At 43.2% G+C, this 23,302-nt stretch carries 27 protein-coding genes; 15 read left to right on the top strand and 12 right to left on the bottom strand.

Translation table 11 applies throughout. The features are described from left to right. Positions 1 to 2: 2 nt before the first annotated feature. From C6H00_RS02005 to C6H00_RS02015, 3 genes are read left to right on the top strand one after another with little or no spacing between them, the layout of a single operon-like run. The gene (locus C6H00_RS02005) at positions 3 to 1,376 is read left to right on the top strand and encodes an acetyl-CoA carboxylase biotin carboxylase subunit (protein ID WP_104749375.1); all 1,374 of its coding nucleotides are present in this window, start codon (positions 3 to 5) and stop codon (positions 1,374 to 1,376) included. Beyond that, positions 1,366 to 2,262 carry a 5-oxoprolinase subunit B family protein gene (locus C6H00_RS02010; protein WP_104749376.1) on the top strand — a complete coding sequence of 299 codons (897 nt, stop codon included), beginning with the start codon at positions 1,366 to 1,368 and terminating at the stop codon, positions 2,260 to 2,262. Before C6H00_RS02005 ends, C6H00_RS02010 begins: the two co-directional genes overlap by 11 nt. Further along, complete coding sequence (locus tag C6H00_RS02015) at positions 2,259 to 3,233, top strand: 5-oxoprolinase subunit C family protein (protein WP_104749377.1); 975 nt, start codon at positions 2,259 to 2,261, stop codon at positions 3,231 to 3,233. Before C6H00_RS02010 ends, C6H00_RS02015 begins: the two co-directional genes overlap by 4 nt. Before the next feature lie 337 nt (positions 3,234 to 3,570). On the opposite strand, the gene efp is transcribed toward C6H00_RS02015, so the two are convergent. The 3 genes from efp to C6H00_RS02030 are packed head-to-tail and all read right to left on the bottom strand — an operon-like array spanning position 3,571 to position 5,961. Next, positions 3,571 to 4,143, bottom strand: a complete 573-nt coding sequence (gene efp, locus C6H00_RS02020) for an elongation factor P (protein WP_104749378.1) — start codon at positions 4,141 to 4,143, stop codon at positions 3,571 to 3,573. A 10-nt stretch (positions 4,144 to 4,153) separates the two neighbouring features. Then, positions 4,154 to 5,077, bottom strand: a complete 924-nt coding sequence (locus tag C6H00_RS02025) for a class II fructose-bisphosphate aldolase (RefSeq protein ID WP_104749379.1) — start codon at positions 5,075 to 5,077, stop codon at positions 4,154 to 4,156. A gap of 8 nt (positions 5,078 to 5,085) precedes the next feature. Continuing rightward, positions 5,086 to 5,961: a peptidylprolyl isomerase gene (locus tag C6H00_RS02030; protein ID WP_104749380.1), complete on the bottom strand. Its 876-nt coding sequence runs from the start codon at positions 5,959 to 5,961 to the stop codon at positions 5,086 to 5,088. Between the two features lie 72 nt (positions 5,962 to 6,033). Here C6H00_RS02030 and C6H00_RS02035 point away from each other — a divergent pair, with 72 nt between their 5' ends. Further along, on the top strand, positions 6,034 to 6,762 hold the full coding sequence (locus C6H00_RS02035; RefSeq protein ID WP_104749381.1) for an EI24 domain-containing protein: 729 nt from the start codon (positions 6,034 to 6,036) through the stop codon (positions 6,760 to 6,762). Here C6H00_RS02035 and crcB read toward each other — a convergent pair. The 3 genes from crcB to C6H00_RS02050 are packed head-to-tail and all read right to left on the bottom strand — an operon-like array spanning position 6,751 to position 8,162. After that, positions 6,751 to 7,134 carry a fluoride efflux transporter CrcB gene (crcB, locus tag C6H00_RS02040; RefSeq protein WP_104749382.1) on the bottom strand — a complete coding sequence of 128 codons (384 nt, stop codon included), beginning with the start codon at positions 7,132 to 7,134 and terminating at the stop codon, positions 6,751 to 6,753. The two genes, C6H00_RS02035 and crcB, sit on opposite strands and share 12 nt — an antisense overlap. Before the next feature lie 15 nt (positions 7,135 to 7,149). After that, positions 7,150 to 7,842: a uroporphyrinogen-III synthase gene (locus C6H00_RS02045; RefSeq protein WP_104749383.1), complete on the bottom strand. Its 693-nt coding sequence runs from the start codon at positions 7,840 to 7,842 to the stop codon at positions 7,150 to 7,152. Then, positions 7,842 to 8,162 (bottom strand): rhodanese-like domain-containing protein, encoded by a 321-nt coding sequence (locus C6H00_RS02050; RefSeq protein WP_199769148.1) that lies wholly within the window; start codon positions 8,160 to 8,162, stop codon positions 7,842 to 7,844. The genes C6H00_RS02045 and C6H00_RS02050 overlap by 1 nt, the downstream gene beginning before the upstream one ends. 72 nt (positions 8,163 to 8,234) lie before the next feature. Here C6H00_RS02050 and C6H00_RS02055 point away from each other — a divergent pair, with 72 nt between their 5' ends. Genes C6H00_RS02055 through C6H00_RS02065 form a run of 3 tightly spaced genes read left to right on the top strand, consistent with a single transcriptional unit; the run spans position 8,235 to position 12,411 of the window. After that, complete coding sequence (locus C6H00_RS02055; protein WP_104749384.1) at positions 8,235 to 11,048, top strand: FAD-binding and (Fe-S)-binding domain-containing protein; 2,814 nt, start codon at positions 8,235 to 8,237, stop codon at positions 11,046 to 11,048. Further along, complete coding sequence (locus C6H00_RS02060; RefSeq protein WP_104749385.1) at positions 11,045 to 11,725, top strand: di-trans,poly-cis-decaprenylcistransferase; 681 nt, start codon at positions 11,045 to 11,047, stop codon at positions 11,723 to 11,725. Before C6H00_RS02055 ends, C6H00_RS02060 begins: the two co-directional genes overlap by 4 nt. Positions 11,726 to 11,739: 14 nt before the next feature. Then, positions 11,740 to 12,411 carry an HAD family hydrolase gene (locus C6H00_RS02065; RefSeq protein ID WP_104749386.1) on the top strand — a complete coding sequence of 224 codons (672 nt, stop codon included), beginning with the start codon at positions 11,740 to 11,742 and terminating at the stop codon, positions 12,409 to 12,411. Here the strand turns inward: C6H00_RS02065 and C6H00_RS02070 are convergent. Further along, positions 12,356 to 14,110, bottom strand: coding sequence for an ABC transporter ATP-binding protein/permease (locus C6H00_RS02070; protein ID WP_104749387.1), 1,755 nt, complete (start codon positions 14,108 to 14,110; stop codon positions 12,356 to 12,358). The genes C6H00_RS02065 and C6H00_RS02070 overlap by 56 nt on opposite strands. Positions 14,111 to 14,230: 120 nt before the next feature. Between C6H00_RS02070 and C6H00_RS02075 the strand changes: the two genes are divergently transcribed. Then, complete coding sequence (locus C6H00_RS02075; RefSeq protein WP_104749388.1) at positions 14,231 to 14,827, top strand: peroxiredoxin; 597 nt, start codon at positions 14,231 to 14,233, stop codon at positions 14,825 to 14,827. A 35-nt stretch (positions 14,828 to 14,862) separates the two neighbouring features. Here the strand turns inward: C6H00_RS02075 and C6H00_RS02080 are convergent, their stop codons facing one another. Next, positions 14,863 to 15,399 (bottom strand): outer membrane beta-barrel protein, encoded by a 537-nt coding sequence (locus tag C6H00_RS02080; RefSeq protein WP_233704365.1) that lies wholly within the window; start codon positions 15,397 to 15,399, stop codon positions 14,863 to 14,865. A gap of 148 nt (positions 15,400 to 15,547) precedes the next feature. Here C6H00_RS02080 and C6H00_RS02085 point away from each other — a divergent pair, with 148 nt between their 5' ends. From C6H00_RS02085 to C6H00_RS02110, 7 genes are read left to right on the top strand one after another with little or no spacing between them, the layout of a single operon-like run. Beyond that, positions 15,548 to 16,084, top strand: a complete 537-nt coding sequence (locus tag C6H00_RS02085) for a 50S ribosomal protein L25/general stress protein Ctc (RefSeq protein ID WP_104749389.1) — start codon at positions 15,548 to 15,550, stop codon at positions 16,082 to 16,084. Positions 16,085 to 16,086: 2 nt separating this feature from the next. Continuing rightward, a complete protein-coding gene (gene pth, locus C6H00_RS02090; RefSeq protein ID WP_104749390.1) occupies positions 16,087 to 16,662 on the top strand; it encodes an aminoacyl-tRNA hydrolase in 576 nt (191 codons plus the stop codon). Beyond that, positions 16,641 to 17,708, top strand: coding sequence for an LptF/LptG family permease (locus C6H00_RS02095; protein ID WP_104749391.1), 1,068 nt, complete (start codon positions 16,641 to 16,643; stop codon positions 17,706 to 17,708). The genes pth and C6H00_RS02095 overlap by 22 nt, the downstream gene beginning before the upstream one ends. A 30-nt stretch (positions 17,709 to 17,738) precedes the next feature. Continuing rightward, positions 17,739 to 18,557: a type II restriction endonuclease gene (locus tag C6H00_RS02100; RefSeq protein WP_104749392.1), complete on the top strand. Its 819-nt coding sequence runs from the start codon at positions 17,739 to 17,741 to the stop codon at positions 18,555 to 18,557. Next, complete coding sequence (locus tag C6H00_RS02105) at positions 18,550 to 19,362, top strand: DNA-methyltransferase (protein WP_104749393.1); 813 nt, start codon at positions 18,550 to 18,552, stop codon at positions 19,360 to 19,362. The genes C6H00_RS02100 and C6H00_RS02105 overlap by 8 nt, the downstream gene beginning before the upstream one ends. 19 nt (positions 19,363 to 19,381) lie before the next feature. Next, the gene (locus C6H00_RS08500; RefSeq protein ID WP_158655707.1) at positions 19,382 to 20,071 is read left to right on the top strand and encodes a hypothetical protein; all 690 of its coding nucleotides are present in this window, start codon (positions 19,382 to 19,384) and stop codon (positions 20,069 to 20,071) included. Further along, positions 20,023 to 20,508 (top strand): glycosyltransferase family 10 domain-containing protein, encoded by a 486-nt coding sequence (locus C6H00_RS02110; RefSeq protein ID WP_104749728.1) that lies wholly within the window; start codon positions 20,023 to 20,025, stop codon positions 20,506 to 20,508. The genes C6H00_RS08500 and C6H00_RS02110 overlap by 49 nt, the downstream gene beginning before the upstream one ends. Before the next feature lie 2 nt (positions 20,509 to 20,510). Here C6H00_RS02110 and flgK read toward each other — a convergent pair whose 3' ends face one another. The 4 genes from flgK to C6H00_RS02130 all read right to left on the bottom strand — a co-directional run bounded on the left by flgK (position 20,511) and on the right by C6H00_RS02130 (position 23,295). Further along, positions 20,511 to 22,331: a flagellar hook-associated protein FlgK gene (flgK, locus tag C6H00_RS02115; protein ID WP_104749394.1), complete on the bottom strand. Its 1,821-nt coding sequence runs from the start codon at positions 22,329 to 22,331 to the stop codon at positions 20,511 to 20,513. 9 nt (positions 22,332 to 22,340) lie between these two features. After that, positions 22,341 to 22,769 carry a hypothetical protein gene (locus C6H00_RS02120; RefSeq protein ID WP_104749395.1) on the bottom strand — a complete coding sequence of 143 codons (429 nt, stop codon included), beginning with the start codon at positions 22,767 to 22,769 and terminating at the stop codon, positions 22,341 to 22,343. A 63-nt stretch (positions 22,770 to 22,832) separates the two neighbouring features. Next, positions 22,833 to 23,051: a flagellar biosynthesis anti-sigma factor FlgM gene (locus C6H00_RS02125; RefSeq protein ID WP_104749396.1), complete on the bottom strand. Its 219-nt coding sequence runs from the start codon at positions 23,049 to 23,051 to the stop codon at positions 22,833 to 22,835. Between the two features lie 58 nt (positions 23,052 to 23,109). Continuing rightward, the gene (locus C6H00_RS02130; RefSeq protein WP_104749397.1) at positions 23,110 to 23,295 is read right to left on the bottom strand and encodes a hypothetical protein; all 186 of its coding nucleotides are present in this window, start codon (positions 23,293 to 23,295) and stop codon (positions 23,110 to 23,112) included. Positions 23,296 to 23,302 lie beyond the last annotated feature (7 nt).

Below are 23,302 nucleotides of genomic sequence, written 5' to 3' on the forward strand. Positions count from 1 at the left end.
CGATGCTAAAACGCCCCTTAAAAATCCAAAAGGTTTTGGTGGCTAATCGCGGAGAGATCGCGGTGCGCATTATCCAAGCCGCCCATGAGCTCAACATGAAGGCTGTGGCGATCTACACCGATGCAGATGCGGGCAACTTGGCCTGCCAGTTGGCCGATGAGTCTTACCGAGTGGGAGAAAATCTCGCCCATAAAAGCTACCTTAATATTGATAATGTGCTCGAAGTTGCCAAACAAGCACAAGTAGATGCCATCCACCCGGGCTATGGTTTTTTAAGCGAGAACGCCCAATTTGCCAGACGCGTCGAGGAAGCGGGGATCATTTTTGTAGGACCTTCAAGCGAGCTCATCGCTACAATGGGGGATAAGGCTAAAGCCCTGCAACAGGCTAAAAAAAGCCAAGTGCCCACCATGCCTAGTAGTCCCGTGTTAGAAAACCTAGATCAAGCCCTAGAGGAGGCGCGCCAAATTGGCTATCCTTTGCTCATTAAGGCGATTGCCGGGGGTGGAGGCAAGGGGATTAGGCTAGTGAATGATGAAACCCAGCTTAAAACCCAGTTTGAGATCGCCACGGCTGAGGCGCGCGCCGCCTTTGGCAATGGGGGGGTGTATTTGGAAAAATATCTAGCAAGAGCCAAACACATCGAAGTGCAGGTGCTAGGCGATGGAAAAGATGTGATCCATCTTTACGATCGCGAGTGTTCTTTGCAGCGGCGCAGGCAAAAAATCTTAGAAGAAGCCCCCAGCCCCAGCTTAGATTCTCAGACTAGGGAGGCTTTGTGCGCGTGCGCGGTGCGCATGGCTGGCGATGTGGGTTATAAGGGTGCAGGGACTTTGGAGTTTCTCTATGACACGCAAAGCAAGGGTTTTTATTTCTTAGAGATGAATACGCGTATTCAGGTCGAACACGGCATTACAGAAATGGTAACCGGGATTGACATCGTGCGCCAAATGTTGCGCATTGCCGATGGGCAGGCTTTGCACTACCAACAAAAGGACATTTCTTTACGCGGGCATTCTGTGGAGGTTAGAATCAACGCTGAAGACCCCCAGAATAATTTTTTCCCCAGCCCCGGAGAGATCACTAAATTACAATGCCCCACCGGTTTGGGCGTGCGCTTGGATAGCATGCTCTTTAGCGGGCGCACCATCCCGCCCTTTTACGACTCGCTCATTGCTAAACTCATTGTCTACGATCGAAGCCGTCCCTTAGCCCTTAACAAACTCAAAAGAGCCCTAAACGAACTCAAGATTGAGGGCGTGAAAACCACTATCGGGCTTTTTAAGGAGCTTTTGAGAAACCCCCATATCCAACAGGGCGATTATGACATCAACTTTTTAGAAAACTACCAACAGGAGGCTAAAAATGGCGTTTAGATACAGCTTTGGGGGAGACACCTTTTTGTTTGTGGAGGTGAGCGAAGATGGGATGTCTTTAGAGGCGTTTTTTTTAGCGATGGCAATTTGTAACCGCTTAAGGGAAATGCAAGTAGAGGGTATTAGCGAGATTTGCCCGGCTAATGCGTCCTATATGATTGCTTTCAACCCGGACATTCTGCCCCACACCAAGGCCCTAGAGATTTTAAAATCTTTAGAAAAGGAAGTCGTGGGGGCGCGCACAGAAATTCAAACCCGCCTGATTGAAATGCCCGTTTTTTACAATGACCCCTATACCCATGAGTGCCAAATGCGCTTCCGCAATAACCACCAGTGCAGAGAGCCCGGCTCCACCCTAGACCCCAACATCACCGACATTGAATACGCCCGCCAAATCAATGGCTATGAGAGTGTGGAAGCCTTCATTCAAGCCCACTCTGAGAGCCCTTGGTTTGTGAGCATGATCGGTTTTGTGGCGGGCTTACCTTGGCTTTATCAACTTGTAGAGCGTTCAGTCCAAATTGAAGTGCCCAAGTATGCCATTGCGCGCATCGACACGCCCGCCCTCACCATTGGGCATGGCGGATGCTTTGGATGCATTTATGCGGTGCGTGGAGGTGGGGGCTATCAGATGATGGGCATCACACCCGCGCCCGTGTGGGACCCTGAGCAAAGATTGCCCTATTTCAAAGAAAATATGGTGTTTTTAAACCCCGGGGACATCATCAAATTCACCCCTTGCACCCAAGAGCAGTACAATATCCATCTAAAACAAGTGGAAGCGGGCACTTTTGATCTGAAAATCCGCCCCACGCGCTTTTCTCTGCAAGAGTGGCAAAGCAACCCCAAAGCCTATAACCAAAAAATCTTGGAGGTGTTAGCATGAGCTCTTTTAAAGTGATCAAGCCGGGCATTGCGACTTATGTAGAGGATTTGGGGCGTTATGGTTACTACCATTTGGGCATTCCCCCCGGGGGTGCGCTCGATCAAGCCTCTTTCATCGCGGCGAATGTCTTGGTGGGCAATGATAAAAACGCTGCCGCCCTAGAGGTGGCTCTAATGGCACCTGAATTAGAATTTGAAAAGGAAACCTACATTGCTATAACTGGGGCACACACCACCCCGCTTGTCAACGGGCAAGAAATGCCTAGCAATGCCGCGTTTAAAATCCCCGCCGGTGGCAAACTTGACTTTAGCTATTTAAAGAAGGGCGCGCGTGCTTATATCGCTATAGCCGGAGGGATAGATGTGCCCGTGGTGATGGGTTCGCGATCCACCTATCCGCTAGGGAGCATTGGGGGCTTTAAGGGGCGTAAACTTGAGGAGGGCGACATACTCCCCATTGGCACGCCCATGGGTAAACCCAGCCAAAAAGCCCTAGCCCCAGAATTTCATCTACACTTAGAAGAAGTGGAATTTTTGCGCGTGATCTTGGGACTGCAGGATTACAAACTCACAGAGCAGAGTTTGCATAATCTATTTAATGATGTTTATGTCGTCTCCACCCAAGCAGACAGACTGGGCTATCGCTTTAAAAATGGGCAGAAATTCACCTATAAAGATTTGCCCCAACCCTTTGGCGCGGGCTCAAATCCGAGCAATATTCCCGATGCTTGCTACCCAGTGGGCTCCATGCAAGCCCCCGGGGGCAATGAACCCATTGTCTTGCAAAGGGACGCGCCCAGTGGGGGCGGGTTTGCGATGTATTGCACGGTGATTAGTTGCGATCTAGATCGTCTAGGGCAGTTTGCGCCCAATCAAAAAGTGCGTTTTAAAGCCGTGGACATGGAGCAAGCCCTAGTAGCGCGCAGAGCCTATCAAGACAAGATTAAGAAAATGATCGCTAGTTTGACTTAGTGAATCTTATTAGTATAGTGTGAGTGTTTCAGATTTGAAATTCGCGCGCAGGGTGCGCGCAGTGTAGATATAAATGCTTTGAACATGTTAGAACTCGTGTAATCATCTAGATGAAACCAAAAACACGAGATGTTTCAAACCCCTTGAATTAGCAATCAAGTAGCTGGTTTTTAAATAAACTGCCTGCAAAATGACACAGATAGGAAAGCACAGGATTGTAGAAGGCGACATTGAAAAAGCCACCATTGTAGAAAAGCCCCCAGTGAATCTATCTGCAGAAAGAAGACTCGCCACAACAGGGGCAAGCCACATGAGCAAAATCCAGAATCTAGGCGCGCTATTGAGAAGATTTGAGTTTCTCTAAATATTCTCCTGTTTGAGTGTTGACCTTAATCACCTCACCCTCAAGTACATGAAAGGGTACTTGTACTACTGCGCCCGTTTCTAGAGTAGCGGGTTTTTTACTCCCACTAGAGGTGTCGCCTTTAAAATTGGGCGGAGTTTCCACGATCTTGAGGGCAACCACTTGAGCTACCTCCACAGAGATCGCTTTTTCATTATGAAAGAGGACCTGCACCTGTGAACCCTCCAACATCCATTTAGACGCTTCTCCGACTTGATCCCCACTTAGGGCAATTTGTTCATAACTTTCTACATCCATGAACTGATAAGAAGTACCATCGTGATAGAGAAATTGCATGGGTTTTTGCAATAAGTTTGGCTCTTCGCACTTGTCCCCTGCGTGGAAAGTCTTCTCAATCACCTTGCCATCTAAGAAAGATTTAATTTTAGCCCGCACAAAAGCCGCCCCCTTGCCCGGTTTGACATGTTGGTATTCTACAATGCGGTAGGGCACACCTTGAATCTCAATTTTGAGATTTTTTTTAAGCTCGCTCATTCCAATAGCCACGGAGCACCCCCTAAATTTTACCCGCGCTGCCCAAAACTTGCATGCGCTCGATAATAACGGCTTTGACCGCCTCAATACCTGGGTTAAAATACTTGCGCAAATCAAATTCAGCAGGGTTTTCTTGCGCCATTTTACGCACTTGCGCAATGAAAGCTAGGCGCAAATCCGTATCAATATTGATTTTGTTAATCCCGCCCTTAATAGATTCCTCAATGAAGCTAAAGGGCACGCCCTTACCCCCCTTTAAATCTCCGCCTGTGGCTAAGAAAGCTTGACGGACATTCTCAGGGATAGAGCTAGCCCCGTGCAAAACTAGGGGGATATTGGTGCGCCTTTTGACCTCTACAAGTCTTTTAAAGTCTAATTTAGGCTCGCCCTTGAATTTAAACGCCCCATGGCTTGTTCCAATGGCAGGAGCTAAGTAATCCACCTTGCTTACCTTGACAAACTCTTCAGCCTCATCAGGATTAACCAAAACCGCATCTTTTTCATCTACAGAGATATTATCCTCAATACCCATCAGACGACCTAACTCAGCCTCTACGCTCACATCTTTAGAGTGAGCGTAGTCTACCACTTGTTTAGTGAGCTCTAGGTTTTCTTTGAAAGGGTGGTGAGACGCGTCGATCATTACTGATGTAAAGCCCGCATCTACAGCCTTTTTACAGCTCTCAAAGGTAGTGCCATGATCTAAGTGCAAAGCCACGGGGATATGAGGATAACGCTTAGACATGGTGTGTACGAGGCTTAAAACCATGTCAATGCCCAAATATTTAATCGCCCCCTCGCTAGCTTGCACGATTAAAGGAGATTTTGCGCTGTCTGCGGCCTCAAAAATAGCGCGCAACATCTCCACATTCACAAAGTTAAATGCGCCTACACCATAACCCTCCCTGTGGGCCTTATTGAGAATTTCGCTTCCTTTAACTAGCATAGTCGCCCTTAGGACTTAGATTTAGGAAAAGGTTTGATGTCAACGACAACCTGCTTGCGCAGTTTTTCCAACTCACCCTTAACATATTCTTGAAATTGTTGCTCTTTGAGAATACCGATGATGCTCTGTTTGGCTTGCTCAAAAGTAGGAGTGATGGGTTGACTCTTATGCATAAGATAAATCACATGATAGCCAAACTCTGTTTTGACAGGAGTTTTTGTGTAAGTGCCGGGTCGGAGCTCAAAAACAGCCTTAGAAAACTCAGGAGTCATCTGACTTTTTTGGAATTTACCCAAATCCCCGCCGTTTTTGGTGTTTTTGGTGTTGGGATCGATGGAATCGCGGTTAGCGATTTTAATAAACTCTTTTTCTACCTTAGTTTTTGGCACTTTGTTCAACTCAGAGATAATGCGGCGCGCATCAGCTTCTGTTTTTACTAAGATATGGCGCGCTTGTGCTTCTTGTTGCACAAATTTATCCTTATTGGTGTCGTAGTACTGCTTTAGTTGATCCTCAGGAATTTGTTCTTTGCCGATAGCTTCAGCTCGATGTTTTACCCAAACTTCTACCAAAAGCTGTTTCTTATAGCTTGCCAAGCTATTTTTAAATTCTGGACTATCTTCCAAATTTTCCTTTTTGGCCTCGCGCTCGATCAAGAGATTGCTAATTGCTTGATCTAAAAGTACCATTTTCTGTTTTTCTTGCAGATTGTTGAAATTGAAATTAGGATTCCTTTGTTTAAGAACATCAAAATCGCTCTCTGTAATATCCACCACCTCAGACTTTCCTCCCTTTTTGCCTGAAAAGGTTACGGTGGCCAAAGTCGCCGCGCCCAATACGCTAAAACCTAACAAACTTGCTAAAATCACGCCTTTTTTAACCATTAATTTCTCCAAAGTGTTGTAGAATGAGCATTCTCTAATTCTAGCATGCAAAACTTAAAGCAAAGAGGATACATGAAAGGTTCGTTGGGCATTATCCAAGAGAGTTGGAAAGATTTTTTGAGCTGGAAGATGTTGTTTATCAACTTGGGTCCAGTCCTCATTGGGTTATTGTTTTGGGGGATTTTACTCTTTTACTTTGGCGACAATTTTGTACGCATCATAGAAGGATTTTTGCCCTCTGGTTGGGTTCGTTACGCCCACAGCGGGGGGTTTATGCCTGCCTTTCTCTTGCTTGTTTTGAAGTTTTTTGTTTACATGTTATTAGGTTTGTCCGTATTGGTTTTGAGCTTAGTCGGTAATGTTTTGGTGGCAATTTTTTATACTCCCATTGTAGTTACCTATGTGCACAAGAGAGATTATCCTCAACTTTCCTTAGAAGGTTTTGGCGATATAGGATTTTGTCTACAGCACTTTCTTAAGCAACTAGGTTATTTGTGTATGTTCTTACTGGTGTGCTCCCCACTCTACTTTATCCCTTTTATTGGGGTGTTTATCTCCTTGATTCCTCACTATTTCTTTTTTAAGAACACGCTTTCCTTTGATATCGCTACTTCTGTTTTTAATCAAGAACGCTATGCGGAAGTACTTAGGGTCTATAAAGTCAGCCACCATAAAATTTCCATTTTAGCCTACCTTTTTTCTCTGATTCCCATTTTCAACTTTTTTGCCACTCTACTACAAACTATCATCCTCACGCGCTACTTTTTAGAAGTCAAAGCACAGGAAAAACTAGCTCACTAACTTAGCCAATCCCCAACCTAGTGCCACACACACAAGTCCTAAAATGTTTGTGCCTAGCATGTAAGCAAGAGCTTCGCTGATAGCTTGTTTTTGTAAGAGCTTTAGGGTGTCTAGGCCAAAAGAGGAAAAGGTGGTAAAGCCTCCTAAAACCCCTGTGATAAAAAATACACTCACCTTGTCGCCCAAAATAGATTTCGTTGCCAAATGCCCTGCAAAACCAATCATAAAACATCCGATCAAATTCACGCTAAAAGTACCTAAAGGGAAACTCTCCCACATTAAAAACCTAGAGGGCATGATTTTGCCCACAAAATAGCGCAAAGAGCTCCCCACAGCCCCGCCCAAAGCGGCCCACAAAAACATAAAATACATATAACTCCTTTTTTTTTAGACTATCTTAATACAAGATGAGAGAGTTTTGGCTAATGCAATACAGGCCTCTAAACTAGGTTCAGGACTTTGGAAAGCGCAGATAGCAGGATTAAAAGCTTTGAAAGTGCTCGCACCAATAGCAATTGCTTTATAGCTCTGCTCCCAAGCGAAGTTGGCTAAAAAAGCATGGTAGGTGCTAGGGGCGGTGAAAATAAGAATGGAATGAGGTTTGGGCTTATATTTTTGAGGCAGTTTTAGAGGTTTGTTTTCATAGGCAATTAAAGAAGGTAAATGATCCAGACTATTTGAAGCAGTTGTTTTAGCCCGCACAAAGAGCGCGGGGAAAGGTAATTGAGCTTGGATTTCTTTAGCAAAATTGGATGCTTGAGCACTTTGTCCTATAAAAACAACATGAAAACCCAAAGAGCAGGCAGTTTGTGCGCTTTTAGCAGCCAACACAAAAACGGGCAAACTTTTTAGAAAGGCTAAAGCTGGAGTGTGTTTCAAAGAATACTCTAAGGCTAGGGGAGCGTGTTTGGAGGTGAAAACTAAGGCTTGAAGAGGTTTTAGAGCTACGGGCGCGCTCAAAGGGGAGCTGAGTGTAAAATTGACATATTGGAGGGGTAAATAGACAATCTCATTGCACACCAAAGAAACTGCTAAATCACCCTTATAGGGGGTGGGGCTCACCACCACAATGGAGGACATTAGCTCTCTAATAATTCTAAGCCTAAGGTTTTAAATTCCTCAAAATTGCCCTTGAGAAAATAAATATTTTCCACTCCAGCATTGTGCAACGCACTCGCATAGCGCGATGCTGTGTTACCATGCCGACACTGCAATAAAATTTTTTCTTTTGGGTGAGCTAGAGCAAAATCCCTAATAGCATCCAAATCGTCCATGTGGCAAGCTTCCTTCAGGTGTGCTTGGTGGTAAGACTTTGCATCTCGAATATCTATGATACGATAATCTTTGGGGTTGAAATCCTGAATATCCACAAGATGGTGTGTATAATCGCTTTTGAACATAACTATCCTTTTATAGTGTAGGCTTTAATACGCTAAATGCTAAAATGTCTCATCATAATGCAAAGGACCATAATGACACCCAATTATACTAATTTTTACCAAGAGGCGCAGCAATTTTTGGGGAACAGGATTTATAAAGACTATTTGCGCCGCTTGGTCTATGGCATCGATGCTTCATGTTATCGTTATATCCCTCAACTTGTGATCAAAGCGCAAAGTGAATTAGAAATTGTGCGCATTTATGCCTTAGCACACAAATACGAAATTCCGCTCACTTTTCGTGCAGCAGGTAGCTCTCTTTCAGGTCAAGCGTGTGGGTTTGGAGTTTTAGTTATGGCTACCCTAGGTTGGCAGGAAATTAGTGTAAATGCTAGTCAAAATATTATCCGCCTAGGTTGTGGTGTGATTGGCGCACAGGCTAATAATGCCCTTAAAAAAAGTCATCAAAAAATCGGGCCTGACCCTGCCACAATCACCACAGCGATGATGGGGGGAATTTTGGCCAACAATGCTAGTGGCATGTGTTGTGGTGTGGCGCAAAATAGTTATAAGACACTCCAATCGATTCGGGTAATCCTAAGCGATGGCACGATTTTAGACACAAGTAACAAAGAGAGCACTCAAGCCTTTAGACAAAGCCATGTCCTGCTCTTAGAGGGGCTTTTAGCCCTGCGCCAAGAAGTGCTAGAGGATCAAGAATTGCACGATTTGATCCAAAAGAAATATAAAATCAAAAACACCACAGGCTATAGCCTAAACGCCCTCATTGACTTTGACGACCCCATTCAGATTTTAAGCCATCTGTTTATCGGCTCAGAGGGTACGCTAGGCTTTATCTCTAGCTGTGAATTGCATTGTGTCCCCGATCTGCCCTTTAAAACCTGTTTTTTACTCTTTTATGAAACCCTCAACACCGCTTTAAAAGCCGTGCAAATTTTAGCCCAAAATGCGGATAAAATCAGTGCAGCCGAATTAATGGACTATGCTTGTTTAGCCAGTGTGCAGGGTGTGGAGGGGATGCCTAGCGTGTTAAGCCAAGTCAAACCCGGGTATGCTTGCATTTTAGCCCAGCTAGAGAGCGCGCATTCAAACACCCTAGAAAAAAATAGCGCTCTTGTGCTAGAAAAATTGCAGATTGTGCCCACGATCCTACCCCTTGCTCAAAGCTCCAAGTCCCAAGAATACAACACATGGTGGAAAATCCGTAAAGGACTCTTTCCCATCGTGGCGGGACGCAGGCGCACGGGGGCGAGCGTGATCATGGAGGATTTATGTTTTGATATGGAGCATTTGCAAGAGGGAATCGCTCATTTGCAAGAGTTACTAGAAAAGCATGATTTTAAAAAGCACAGCGTGATTTTTGGGCATGCTTTGAGTGGAAATTTACATTTTGTCATCACCCCTTTACTAGAAAACCCCAAAGAGAGAGCCCAATTTAGCGCGCTGATGGAGGATTTAGCCCACATGGTCGCCTCTTTGCAAGGCTCAATCAAGGCTGAACATGGCACAGGACGCATGGTTGCTCCTTTTGTGGAATTAGAGTGGGGTACAAAGGCCTACAACCTTTGCAAGCGCATTAAGGCTCTCTTTGATCCACAAGGGCTTTTAAACCCTGATGTGCTTCTCTCTAACGATCCACAAATCCACACCAAGAATTTAAAAACAAACACCCCTATTGCTCCAGAATTAGAATCTTGCATGGAATGCGGATTTTGCGAGCGTATTTGCCCAAGTCGCTACCTTTCCCTAACTCCACGCCAGCGCATTGTCTTACAAAGAGAGATCGCCTATTTGAAGGAGCGCGTTAAAAATGGGCATCTGTCCGATCAATCCATATTAGAGGAGCTCTTAGAGGGTTATGCATATCTGAGCGATGAGACCTGTGCAGCCTGTCATATGTGTTCTACTCTCTGTCCTTTAGGCATTGATAGTGCGACTATTGCGTTAAAATGGCGTAAACAGGCCAAAGCCCCGGCGTTGGCCAAGATTCTTTTAGAGCACATGGATACAACCATCGGTGCTGTGAAAATGGGATTGGGTTTAGCCCAAGTAGGCCAAGTGGTTCTAGGATCTGAGCGGTTGCAAAAAGCCAGTATGCAAATCCACCATAAAATGAGAACACCTAGTATCGCAACACATATACCCCAATCCAATGCCTATAAAATGCACAGCAAGCCTGCAATTAAAAATGTCCTCTATCTTTCTACCTGTATAAATCGTGCCTTTGCCCCCTCAAAACGCATGCCAGATAGGCGTAGTTTACAAGAAGTCTTTGAATCGCTGTGTAAAAAGGCTGGCTTTGGAGTGATCTATCCGCACGAATTGCCCAAGTTTTGCTGTGGCAAGGCCTTTATCAATTACCAAGATTTAAGTGTACAAAACATGCAAAATAATACAACCCTTTTAAAACGCCTCTCAAACAATGGAGAAATCCCTATTGTGCTTGATCACAGCGCGTGCAGTGCACATTTGATTGAAAACTTGCACGATGAGGGGTTACCCATTTATGACATGCCTATTTTCATCTATGAAATCTTGCTAAAATATTTGCATCTTAAACCTCTAAAGGAAAGCATAGCCTTGTATACCATGTGCGCTTCAAAACGCTTAGGCTATCAAGAAAAAATGTTAGCCTTAGCGCAAACATGTGTGGATGCCGAAGTGTTTGAGCACACCGACACGGGTTGTTGTGGTTTTGCCGGCAATAAGGGATTTTTGACCCCAGAGCTCAATGAGCATGCCTTGCTAGATTTGAGCAAATTTTACAAAGGCAAGGGTTTAAAGCGAGGATTTAGCAGCTCAAGTACCTGCGAAGTGGGTTTAAGCCAACAGACCAAAATTCCTTTCCAACACATTGTCTACTTGGTGGATGCCTGCGCACAATGAATGCTTTAACACACTTGGCAATTATTATGGATGGTAATGGTCGGTGGGCAAAATTACGGGGCAAGCCCCGCACATATGGCCATCAAAAAGGCATTAACACCCTACGCAATATCACTATTTGGTGCGCCCAAAACCATATTGCTTATCTAACTTTCTATGCTTTTTCAACGGAAAATTGGAGTCGCCCTAGAACAGAAGTGGATTTTTTAATGCGCATGCTCAAAAAATATCTTCTTCAAGAAAGACCTACCTACTTAGAGCATAAAATCCGTTTTAAGGCCATTGGTGATTTGAAAAAATTTAGCGCGTCATTGCAAAAGACTATCTCAAATTTGGAACAAGAAACCGCCGAGCATACCGCCCTAACACAAATTTTAGCTTTAAATTACGGAGGGCGTGATGAAATTGCACGCGCGTGTGGACATATCATTCAAAAGGGTTTACAAGGAGATATGCAAACCCTAATCGCTGAATATTTGGATACAGCCAGATTACCCGATGTGGATTTGTTGGTGCGCACAGGTGGGGAGATGCGCCTCTCTAATTTTTTGCTTTGGCAGTCTAACTATGCCGAGTTGTTTTTTAGTCCTGTACTCTGGCCTGACTTCACTCCAGAGCATTTACAAGAGATTATCGCCTTATTTAACCAACGGCAACGCAAATTTGGTAGGGTGTGAAGAAAGGGGATAACATGGCATTAAAAGTGGTGGTGTGGGATTTTGACGGGGTGATTTTTGATAGCATGCATTTGAAGGCGGAGGGATTTAAAACGCTCTTTAAACGGCATACAAAGACAGATGAAACCGCCTTAAAAACCTTTGATACCTACCACGCCCTAAATGGCGGAATTAGTCGTTTTGAAAAAATCGCTTATTTTTACTCAGAGATTTTAAAACAACCCATAGAGGAAGCTAAGATCGAAGCTTTAGTTGCTGAGTTTGGGCAAATCATCGCTCAAGACCTCTTTTCTCGAAGCCATTTAAATCTTGAAGTCTTAGATTTTATTAAGACTAACCACAGCAATTACGCATTTCACATTGCTTCAGCAGCCCTACACTATGAATTGCAAATTTTATGTGAATTTTTAGGTTTATTACCCTATTTTAAGAGCATTGAAGGCAGTCCGCCAGCTAAAGCAAAAGTTTTAGCTAACCTCAAAACTAATTATGGCTACGCTAGTACAGAAATGGTTTTAATTGGGGATAGCAAAAATGATTACGAGAGTGCTAGAGCTAATCAAATCCTCTTTTTGGGTTACAACAACACAGACTTACAAAAACTGCTCCCCAGAGCTTATATCACCAGTTTTAAGAAGCTGGACTTGCAGGCCTTTGTGCAAGAAGCTCTCCTAAATCAACTCTAACATCGCACCTTTCAATCGTGCTTAAGCGATGTGCGATTACAAGCAGAGTTTTGCCCTTTGCGATCGCATAGATTTCATCCATAATCTTGCTTTCTGTAGAGGTGTCTAGAGCGGAAGTCGCTTCATCTAAGACAAGAATTTCTGGATTATCATAGAGCGCGCGCGCAATCCCTAGGCGTTGTTTCTGCCCCCCGCTCAGATTAATCCCCCCCTCGCCTATGGTGGTCTCAATTCCTCTATGTTGGGATAAAAAGTCGTAAATGTGTGCCATTTTGCACACCTCTATCACGCGATCCTCGTCTAAAGGGCTTCCACAAGCAATATTGTCAGCCACAGTGCCGTCAAAAAGGTAAATGTGTTGTGGGATATAGCCAATTCTTTGTCGCCAACTGCGGACATTTTGAGCATTGAGAGGTTGATCATCAATCCAAATTTCACCTTTATTGGGATACAGAACACCCATGATAATGTCTACTAAGGTAGATTTACCACATCCACTTGGACCTATAAAGGCTACACTTTGGCCTTTTTGGATTGTGAGATTGAAATCTTCAAAGACAGGATATGACACTCTGTAGAAAAAATTGATATTTTTAAGAGTGATGGAATGCTCAAATTTAAGGGGAAGATTGCCCTCCTCTAAGATGGGTTTATGGAGGTCCTTAAACACACTATTTACGGCATATTGGTTGTAAAAAATAGTGTTATATTGATCTAAAATTTTATTCACTGAGGGGAGCATGCGATAGAGGGAAAGAGCATACATAGAAATGATGGGCAACACCATTTTAGCCTCTCCATATCTGTAGAGCACATAAGCCACGGCTAAAATAAGTAGACTAAACCCTGTGGTTTCTAAAAGCCTGTTGGGCACTACTTGTACCGTTTGATAGATGATATTGGCATGAGCAGCCCTAAGACTATTCTCTGCAAAGATGGTGTGTGCTTCAGTGTAGTTATCCTTGAGTTTAGTGATTTTGAAATTGCCAAAAAATTTAGAGAACACTCGAAAAGATTTGGCAGCAGAGTTGCTAGAAACCCTTCCTTTACTCTGAATGAATTTTGACATATATTTTGTAACTAAGAAAATTTGTAGACCTAGAATAGCTGTTAAAACTAAAGTCATCTTCCAATTCGTGATCAGAAGTAAAGAGTACAAAAAAAGCATGACACTTAATTCTGCTAACATGCTCAAAAGGGCATTGAAACTATTCATCACACTTCCACTTTTAGACAAGACGATGTCACGAATCTGGTCCACGCTCACTCTAATATGTTCCAAGTAAGAAATTCTAAGGTGGCGCATAAAAAGCCTCTGAGCTAGAGTATGGGCTTTTTTGCAAGCAAAACGGCTATTGACATAAGCAAAAAGAACGCTATAACCCATTCTGAAAAGATACACCCCCACCAAAACAAAGCTAAAGAAAAAAGCAAAGTGTAGGGGGCTAGAGAAATGCAAAAACTCATAAACCATGCGCGCCGATCGGTGCGATAAAATGAGATCGGGTGAGCTTGCCAGAGTGATAAAGGGCATGATCATGCTGATAGAGAAAACTTCAATAAAGGACATCAGAATAGACATAAGAGTAAGCACAACTAAGATTTTCTTATCTCTTTTATTAATCAAAAAAAACATCTGAGAAAGAGAGCGCAAAAAGATCTTAAGAGGGGTAACGCGTCTTTTCTTGCTAGGGCGCATGAAATTTCAGTCCTTAAAGTGATTTGTGCAGATTATAGCCAAAACGACCCTTGATTATTCAGGCTGTTTTGACTATATTGCCGTGTCTTTTGACACAGAATCAATTTTTAAGGAGTTTTTATGTTGGTAACTAAGTTAGCCCCTAACTTTAAAGCGACTGCCGTTTTGGCCAATAACCAAGTGGTTGAAGATTTTGAGCTTTCTAAGAATTTGGGCAAAAATGGCGCAGTGCTGTTTTTTTGGCCTAAAGATTTTACCTTTGTTTGTCCTTCTGAAATTATCGCCTTTGATCACCGCGTGAAAGATTTTGAAGAGCGAGGCTTTAGCGTGATTGGTGTGTCTATTGATACTGAGGTTGTACACTATGCTTGGAAAAATACTCCGGTAGATAAAGGCGGGATTGGTCAAGTGAGCTTCCCTATGGTGGCAGATGTTAAAAAAGAGATTTCTCGAAGCTATGAGGTGCTTTTTGATGATGCGATTGCGCTCAGGGGTTCTTTCCTAATTGATAAACATCAAAAAGTCCGCCACGCTGTGATCAACGACTTCCCCTTGGGGCGCAATGTAGATGAAATGTTGCGCATGGTTGATGCCTTGATTTTCTTTGAAGAACATGGCGAAGTTTGCCCCGCTGGTTGGAGAAAGGGTGATGCGGGCATGAAACCTACTCATGAGGGTGTCAAAGAATATCTTAGGGATCACGCTAGTCGTCTCTAGTCTCTCTGTTTGTAACAGGGTTGGAAAATCCAGTCCTAAAAATGCCAAGCATGAGAAACAAAGAAAGCGAAGTTGCGCTCAATCGGGCTTTTGGGCCCGGGATTTAAAAACACTTTTATACCCACCTCTACATCTACCATGTGCCATGTAACGATGGTGCGCCATTGCACCCCCGCCCTGAAAGCGACTCTAAAATAAGCCCTTTGAGGCTTGAATACCAGATCGCTAAACGCGTTCCATGTATTCACAACAATATCCTTGGCCTTATGGTTGTAAATCCAGGTGCTAGCCCCTATTTGCAACCCCATAAATAGTGCCCATGAGTTGACAGGATTTTTATTGTAGGCAAGCAACATATCCCCCCCTACACCATAAGTAAAAAAATTAATTTGGGCGGTACTATGAGGTTGCAAGAGAGCGTTGCCATAATCAATAAAGATATAATAGCGCGCATAAGCCCGTGTGTTGTTCGGGTTAATTTCATAGCCCCAAGCAAGCGCAGCTCCTTGCATAAAATCGTGTGTATTTTTCTCGTTAAAAAATATATGATTCATTTGATAAGAGGAGGACATGTAACTAAGATTTTTTGCCTGCAAACCTCCACCCAACAAGACCCACACTAGACACCGCCACACCGCTACCATGCCACAAGAGTAGCACAACTCAAACTTAAGCTAGAGTTTGCTAGAATTAGCCCTTATTTTTTGTATAAGGAAATCCATGCTAGAGGGCCAAGTTAGAACTAAGTTGTCCAAATCTGAAAGAAAAACTTTGCGCAAAGAAGGGTATTTGCTTGCTAATCTCTATGGTCATAAAGTGCCCAATGTTTATGCTACCTTTCAAACCAATGATTTTATCCGCTTTCTCAAACACAAGCCCACTTTAGATTTTCAAGTGAAGGTAGGCGAAAAGGCTTATCAAGTCGTAGTGCAAGATTATCAAAAAGATCCCGTGAGCAACGCATTAATGCATGTGGATTTGCTTGTGTTGAATGCAGGGGCAATTTCTAAGTTTCATGTGCCTGTAAAAGTGCATGGTACACCTGCTGGGCTTAAAAACAAAGGTATTTTAATGCTCTCTAAAAGTCGAATCCAAGTGGCATGCAAACCTGAAGATTTGATTTCTAGTTTTGAATTAGATGTTTCTTCCCTGGATGTGGGCGATGTCATCTTGGTGCGCGACCTTAAGGTCGCCAATTCAGTTAAAATTTTGGAAAATCCTAATAACGCAGTTGTAGGGGTGATTAAGGCGAAATAGTCTTGAGACTGATTGTAGGTTTGGGTAATCCAACGCCCACATATGCCCATACCCGACACAATGTGGGTTTTGATGTGCTAGATTTGTTGGCACATCGCTTCGGCGTGGCATTTAAGGGCAATGCACACTATCTTTATGCTACTCTTTCCCAGCACGCTTGCTATTTGCTCAAACCGATGACTTACATGAATCTCAGTGGTCAAGCCTTGAGCGTGTTTTTGCGCTATCATAAAAAGGTAGATGCCCTATTAGTTGTACATGACGACCTTGATCTGCCTTTGGGGGCTTTGCGTTTCAAACAAGGGGGGGGTAATGGGGGGCATAATGGACTTAAATCCATAGAAGAGCACTATCAAGAGACATTTTTTAAGCTTAAAATTGGCATTGGGCGGGGCGCAGACGCGCGCAGTCATGTTTTACAATGTTTTGAGGCTGTAGAAGAGGTGCATAAAAACGAAGTCTTTAGCCAAGCCCTAGAAGCTCTAAGTTTTTACCTTAAACACAATGACTTTGCTCGCATGCAATCTCGTTTTACCCTCAATCCTCATAAAAACGCATGCGTCTTTGGTTCTTTGTAGGCTCTTATTATCTCAAGTATTGCCTCATAATTCTAACAGCTTTAGAGCTATTTTTTATCGGCATAGACAGCCTACAATACGCCGATAGGTTTCCTGATGCGGCCAATTTGTTGCTTCTTTTCTTTATTTATGATGGCTTGTATGCTCTTAATTACACCTTGCCCATTTCTTTATTACTGGGTCTAGTCCTCTTTTATATCGCTTTTATTCGCTCTAACCAATACGGCGCATTGCTGGCCATTGGTTACTCTATACGACAAATTCTAAACCCCATGCTCACTATCAATCTCTTTTTTATCATTGTTTTTGTGGGTTTGAACGCAACCCCGTTTGTTTACATGCAAGAAAAGGCTATGGCTATCATCTACAAAGACAATGGGGGCAATATCTCTGAAAATCTGCTAGTCAAATACAATAACGACTATGTCTATTTTGGCAAAATTAATCCTCTTTTGCAAAGCGCACAAAATATCAAGATTTTTACCCTTAAACATGATGAGCTGAATGCTGTTGCTCAAGCAGATCATGCTGCATTTGAAAACAAGTATTGGACGCTACACAACGCTACTATCGCCACCTTGCCTACACCACTAAGTTTGGGACATCAAGGGTTGCATTTAGAGAGTGTGCCTTTACTCAAGACGCTCAGAGGATTTCATCCTAAAGTGCTAGATACAATCTATCAAAACAAGCCGGCCGTTTCTATCACAGATGCCTTTCGATCTTTGCATGTGCTTTATCGCCAACACGGAGATACCAAAAAAATACGAGGGTTTCTCTATGTCGCTATCTTGACTCCTTTCTTTGTACCCCTTACTGCAATTTTAATTGCCCGATACACTCCCAACTTAGCCCGCTATGAAAATCTTGCCCTCTTAAGTCTAAAATTTATCATTCTTGCTTTGATCTTATGGGGGCTTTTCTTTGCTTTGGGCAAATTCAGCATTGCCGGACTTTTTTACCCTGAATTTGGGATCGTGATTCCCTTTGCTATCTTATGTGGAGTCACTTTGCACCATTACCGCAAATTAGACACCCGACTTTAAGACTCCAACACAAGGATTTTTAAATAGTACATGCCAAATATTGTTGATTTCACCACATTTTTAGCCACTTTGCAAAGAACCAACCGCTCTTTAGATTTTTTCGTGGATTGGAAAAAATGCCTCAAAAGCCAAGAAGAGACCCGCATATATGCCACGCATTTAAATTCCTTATTGGGGGTGCAAGCGCAGGATTTGACTACCAAAGTAGAACAGCTTTTTAAAGACTGCCCTCAAGCCTTTAAAATCTTGCCTTTGTTACTTGCCATTAGAAACCCTAAAGAACTTGTCAAAAACGGGGCGTTACAAGATTATCTGCAAAGCCCTAAAAGTATTTGTACACTCTTGCAAGAGAGCGGATTATTAGCACTCTTTAGCGCGCATAAAATCAAAGATGTGAACGATTTGATCTTGGGGATTGAAGTGGGGTTAGACAGCAATGCGCGTAAAAACCGCAGCGGAGCACTAATGGAAAAGCATTTAGAAGAGGCCTTTAAACAAGCACATTTAAAGTTTAGGGCGCAGGTGAGCGTTGCTGAATTTGCAGATTTGCATGCAAGTTTTGGCAATGACATTAAAAAATTTGACTTTGTAGTTTTTGGAAAGCAAACTACTTATTTCATTGAGTGTAATTTTTACAGCAGTGGGGGGAGTAAACTCAACGAAGTCGCGCGGGCTTATCAAGAACTCGCTCCTCGTTTTAAAGCGCACCCGCACAAAGAATTTATCTGGATCACAGATGGGCAAGGGTGGTTAGAAGCTAAAAATAAACTACAGGAAGCCTATAAAAGCGTGCGCATTTATAACCTAAGCCAACTAGACAGCCTTTTAAACGAGTTGCGCCATGCTTGAGCCTGTTTTTACAAGCTTGGATCAAAAATTTAAACTCTACCATGCAGATTGCAAAGAGGTGTTGCCCCATTTGCAAGGACAAGTTGATCTCATCTTTGCCGATCCGCCCTATTTTCTCTCCAATGGAGGCTTAAGCATTCAAAGCGGGCAGATTGTGAGTGTGGATAAGGGCGCGTGGGATAAATCACAAGGGTTAGAGCACATGCACGCCTTTAATATGGAGTGGTTAAGTCTGGCCAAAGAGACTCTTAAACCCAATGGTTCTCTGTTTATTAGCGCGACTTATCATAATCTCTTTTCTTTAGGCTTGGCCTTGCAATCATTGGGTTTTAAGCTAATCAACCTCATCACTTGGCACAAGAGCAACCCCCCACCTAATTTCTCATGCCGCACTTTAGCACACGCTAGCGAACAAATCCTATGGGCGCGCAAAAGTGCCAAGCACGCCCATATTTTTAATTACAAACGCATGAAAGAGTTAAATGAAAATAAACAAATGCGCGATGTGTGGACTTTACCCGCTATTGCCCCTTGGGAGAAAAAACTAGGCAAACATCCCACGCAAAAACCTCTAGGCTTACTGACTCGTTTAATTTTAATGGCAAGTCAAGAAGACAGCTTAATTTGCGACCCCTTCAGTGGGTCAGGTTCTACGGGCATTGCAGCAAATTTATTGGGGCGCAGTTTTGTGGGAATAGAAAGAGAACAAGAGTTTATAGAGCTCGCTATTAAGCGCAAACAAGATTTAGATGAGAGGTTTAAAGAGTATCAAAAAAAACTAGGACATGTGCTAGAATTGGCGTAAATCTACATAAGGGTTTTTAGTGTTTCAACCTCTCTTAGATGTTTTTGTAGATTCCATACTTTTACCCCATTCTCAAGAAAAGAAACCTTTAAAGTTGGGAATCTCTTGGTGGCATGGAGATACGATTAATAATTTTAAACACTGGTGTTTTGATTATATTTTAAATTCCCAATATGAAATCACCTATTCAACCCACCCCAAAGAGCCTTGCGACATTGTGATAGGCGCATCTTTCATGCTAGAGGGCTTGAACAAGCCTATTTTAAGCTTTCCACAAAAGCGTATTGGTTACACCGGCGAAAATGAGCGGATTAATTTTGATATTTACGATTTTGGGATAGGTTTTGATCTCTTGAGTTTTCATGAACGCTACTTGCGCGTGCCTCTTTATTATTTGAGCTTGTGGGATCGTTTTTATGAAAGTTGCGCTCACCTTGATAGCCCTTTTCAAATAAACCCTCAAATTGTCCCAACTCTTAAAGCCACCCCTACAACCCCCTTTAAAGACAATTACCCCCACATAGACGCATTAGTCAGAGAGCAAAGCGATCTATGTAAAAGAGGGTTTGCTAGTTTTGTCGCCTCCAATCCTAACGCGCCCATGCGCAATGCCTGCTACCAAGAACTTTGTGCGTATCGCCCCGTTGCGGGGGGGGGGGGGTGTTTAACACGATTGGGCAACGCGTTGCAAACAAGTATGAATTTTTAAGCCAATATAAATTCAACCTTTGTTTTGAAAATTCCAAAGCGCATGGCTACACTACAGAAAAGATTATAGACGCGTATTTTGCCCACACCATCCCTATTTATTGGGGCAATCCAGCCGTGGCCTTAGATTTTAACCCTAAGAGTTTTATCAATGTGCACGATTTTAAGGATTTCAAAGAAGCCCTAGATTATATCCGTTACCTAGACACCCACGACAACGCCTATTTAGAAATGTTGCATGCCCACCCGCTCAATACCATAGAGGGGAGACCCAGTTTATATCAAAACCTCAGTTTTGCTAAAATTTTAGAATTTTTGCAGAATGCGATCCATTCCCATGAAATTTATCACAATGATGACGCGCATTCTATCACGAGCCTACTTGGATTGTTAGGCAGAAAGTTAGCTAGACAAATACGCAAAAAGTTAGTTCCCTAATCCTATTGCTTCATGCCCAAAAGTGTTTCGATCATGCGATCGATGGCTGTGATCACTTTGGCATTTGCGGCATAGCCCCCTTGATATTTGATGAGATTGACCATTTCCTCATCTGTGCTCACCCCAGAGATCGCATTATGTTCTTTTTTAACGACTCCTAAAATGGCTTCCTTGCTTTCTAGGGCGCGTTGCGATTTTTCAGCCTCAGTATGGACCTTGCTCACCACAAATTGGTAAGACTCCTCAATGGTCATAGGCGTGTTGTTGAGTTTATTTTGATAGAAGTCTACCTTATCATATTGAAGCTGTTGCATCATATTAGCGACATCAAAATTTCCATTGATGGGGGCTAACCAAGGGCGCAAGGCAGTAGGTTCTTTTTTGTAGGCGTTATTGAGCGCAATGTTGCGCGCGCTATCGCCATCAAAGAAGGTGTTCAGTCCCAAAGCCCCTGTAAAATTGCTCCCATGGTCCTTGATTGAGACAAAAAGCCCTTGAGAGGGGTTCTTAGCTTGAATGCTAAATTTTTTGGTTGTATTATCAAAATGTGCACTAAAATAGTCATCAAAATCATTCGTAGTGTTGTTGTCGTGGTTGTCGTCCGTGTTAGCGTTGATCTGAGCAATCACATCCTGCATGGTGGTAATGGGTGTGATATGGATTGTTCTTTTGGCCAACACTTTTCCATCTGTGTTATAAGCCACCACATCAAAGCTTCCTTCTTTGATATTGTAATTGGTGTCCTTAAGCGCGGTGCGATCCTCAAACTCTACGATCTTGCCCTCAATGTTATGAGCCGCACTCTGGGCGTAGATGGCATTTGTAGACTCGATCAAGCCTTTGGCAAAGGTATCTAGCGCATCCAGATAGTTTTGCAGTTTACCTTTGATTGTGCCATGCGATCCGTCATTATAAATCCCCATGAGCGCGCCCACTTTCCCCTGATTGATTTTATCGGTGATATTGATTGTCTTAAAATCATCGCCTTGAAAGTAGATTTGAGCAAGGTGGTCTTTATTGTCGCTATTGTCTACTACTAAGGGATGGAAAATCGCCCCATCAACAATATTAAAGCCATAGCCCACATTGAAAACATAGCCATCATCAAAGTCCGCTACCTTAATATCATTAGCAGAGTTAGTTTGTACATGCATTTTGGACACATTCCCCCCAATAAGCTCTTTGAGATGAAACTCAAGCGCATCTCTCTTGTCGCGCAACTCATTAGCCTGCTTGAGAGTTTTTGGATCTTCCATCTCCTTGAGATGTCTATTGATATTAGCGATCTCTGCGCCAATGCGATTAACCTCTTTTACAGAACTGATAAGCTCTTGACTAGCCTTGTGTTGTAAGGTTACTAAACGCGCACGGGTATCCTGAATATTGCGCGTAAGAGTTTGGGTTTTTTGAGCTAAAGCTTGTTTGGTTGCCGGGGATTTGGCATTTTTGGCTAAGTCTTTCCACGCATTAAAATAATCTTGTAAGTCATTTTGAATCCCCACTTCATTCATATCTGGGAAGTAGGAAGAAGCCTCGCGCAAATTATCAAACTGAGTGCTGTAAAAGGCATGTTCTTGATTAGCTTTAGCATAGCGCGCAAAAACGAACTCATCATGCACGCGCTGAATTGTCTCTACATCCACACCCATGTTGACATTGCGATTTGTATAAACAAGGCTGTTTTGGGGACGCGCAATCACCCGTTGACGGCTGTAAAACTCATCATTGGCATTAGAAATATTATTACCTGTAACATCCACCATCACCTGATGAGCTTGCAATCCAGTGTAGGAAGTGTTTAAAGAAGAGAGGATTCCGCCCATAACAATCCTTTAGGCTTGCACCTGTAAAAAGCTACTGCTAATGGTGCGTTGGTTGTAGTAACCTGTGCTTTCATGGGGTACAATTTGTTGCATTAAAGAGGAATAAAACTCAGAAACGGCAAACACCACCCGCGCATAGTCTGCGTTGAGTTCTTTAAGACGCTCCAAATGCGCACGCATGTCTTTTAAACACGCATTGCCCGTATCATCTAAGAGTTCTGTAAGGGGTGTTCCGGGATTTTTTTCCATTAGATCGAGCATGCCTTGATCAAAGAGAGCTTTACAGGTCTCAAAAGATTTGATCCGTTCTTGTTTTTGAGCGTTGCGCGCAAAAATTGCTTCGTGTTTAGCAACCTTAATGTCTTCTAGGTCTTGCAAAGTCAAGTTGATTAAAGCCTGTAAATCCTCTAAGGACTGCTGAAGATAAGTAGAAAGCATGCAAGCTCCTAAGGCGCGATCTCATACTAAGCGCCTAAGAAGCCCTAGAGCGTCAGTATCACTCTAGCCAAGCAAACTTTGTGCCATTTTATGCGAAGTTTTTTCTAAATCGACCTTATAATGCCCCGCTTCAAGAGATTTTTTGATTTGGGTGGCGCGATCCAAAGCCACAGCATCCTCACTATGGGCCTGATGTGCGCTTTCTTGAGCTCGCGCAGAAGGAGAATTGTGGCCAACAGAAAAAGTTGTCAAAGAGGAGTGACCGCCCACAGAGTTAATCATAGCGTATCCTTTCAGCAGAATTTTAGCCTAGATCGGCCGTTGTACAAAAAACTATAGCCTAATGCATATGTTGCTCCAAAGCTTTGCGTAATTCTGTTGGGGTAGCCGTGCGTTTTCCGCCCGTTTCTTGGAAATTGCTATCTGGGTCTTTGAAGGCAAAAGCCAACAATGAGAAGAGTATGCCACAAAAGATCGCAAATACAATAGTAGGCACTAGCCACAAATCAAGTTTTGGGTTTGTCATATATTCC

The sequence above is a fragment of the Helicobacter cynogastricus genome (assembly GCF_900197855.1).
GTDB classification, from domain to species: domain Bacteria; phylum Campylobacterota; class Campylobacteria; order Campylobacterales; family Helicobacteraceae; genus Helicobacter; species Helicobacter cynogastricus.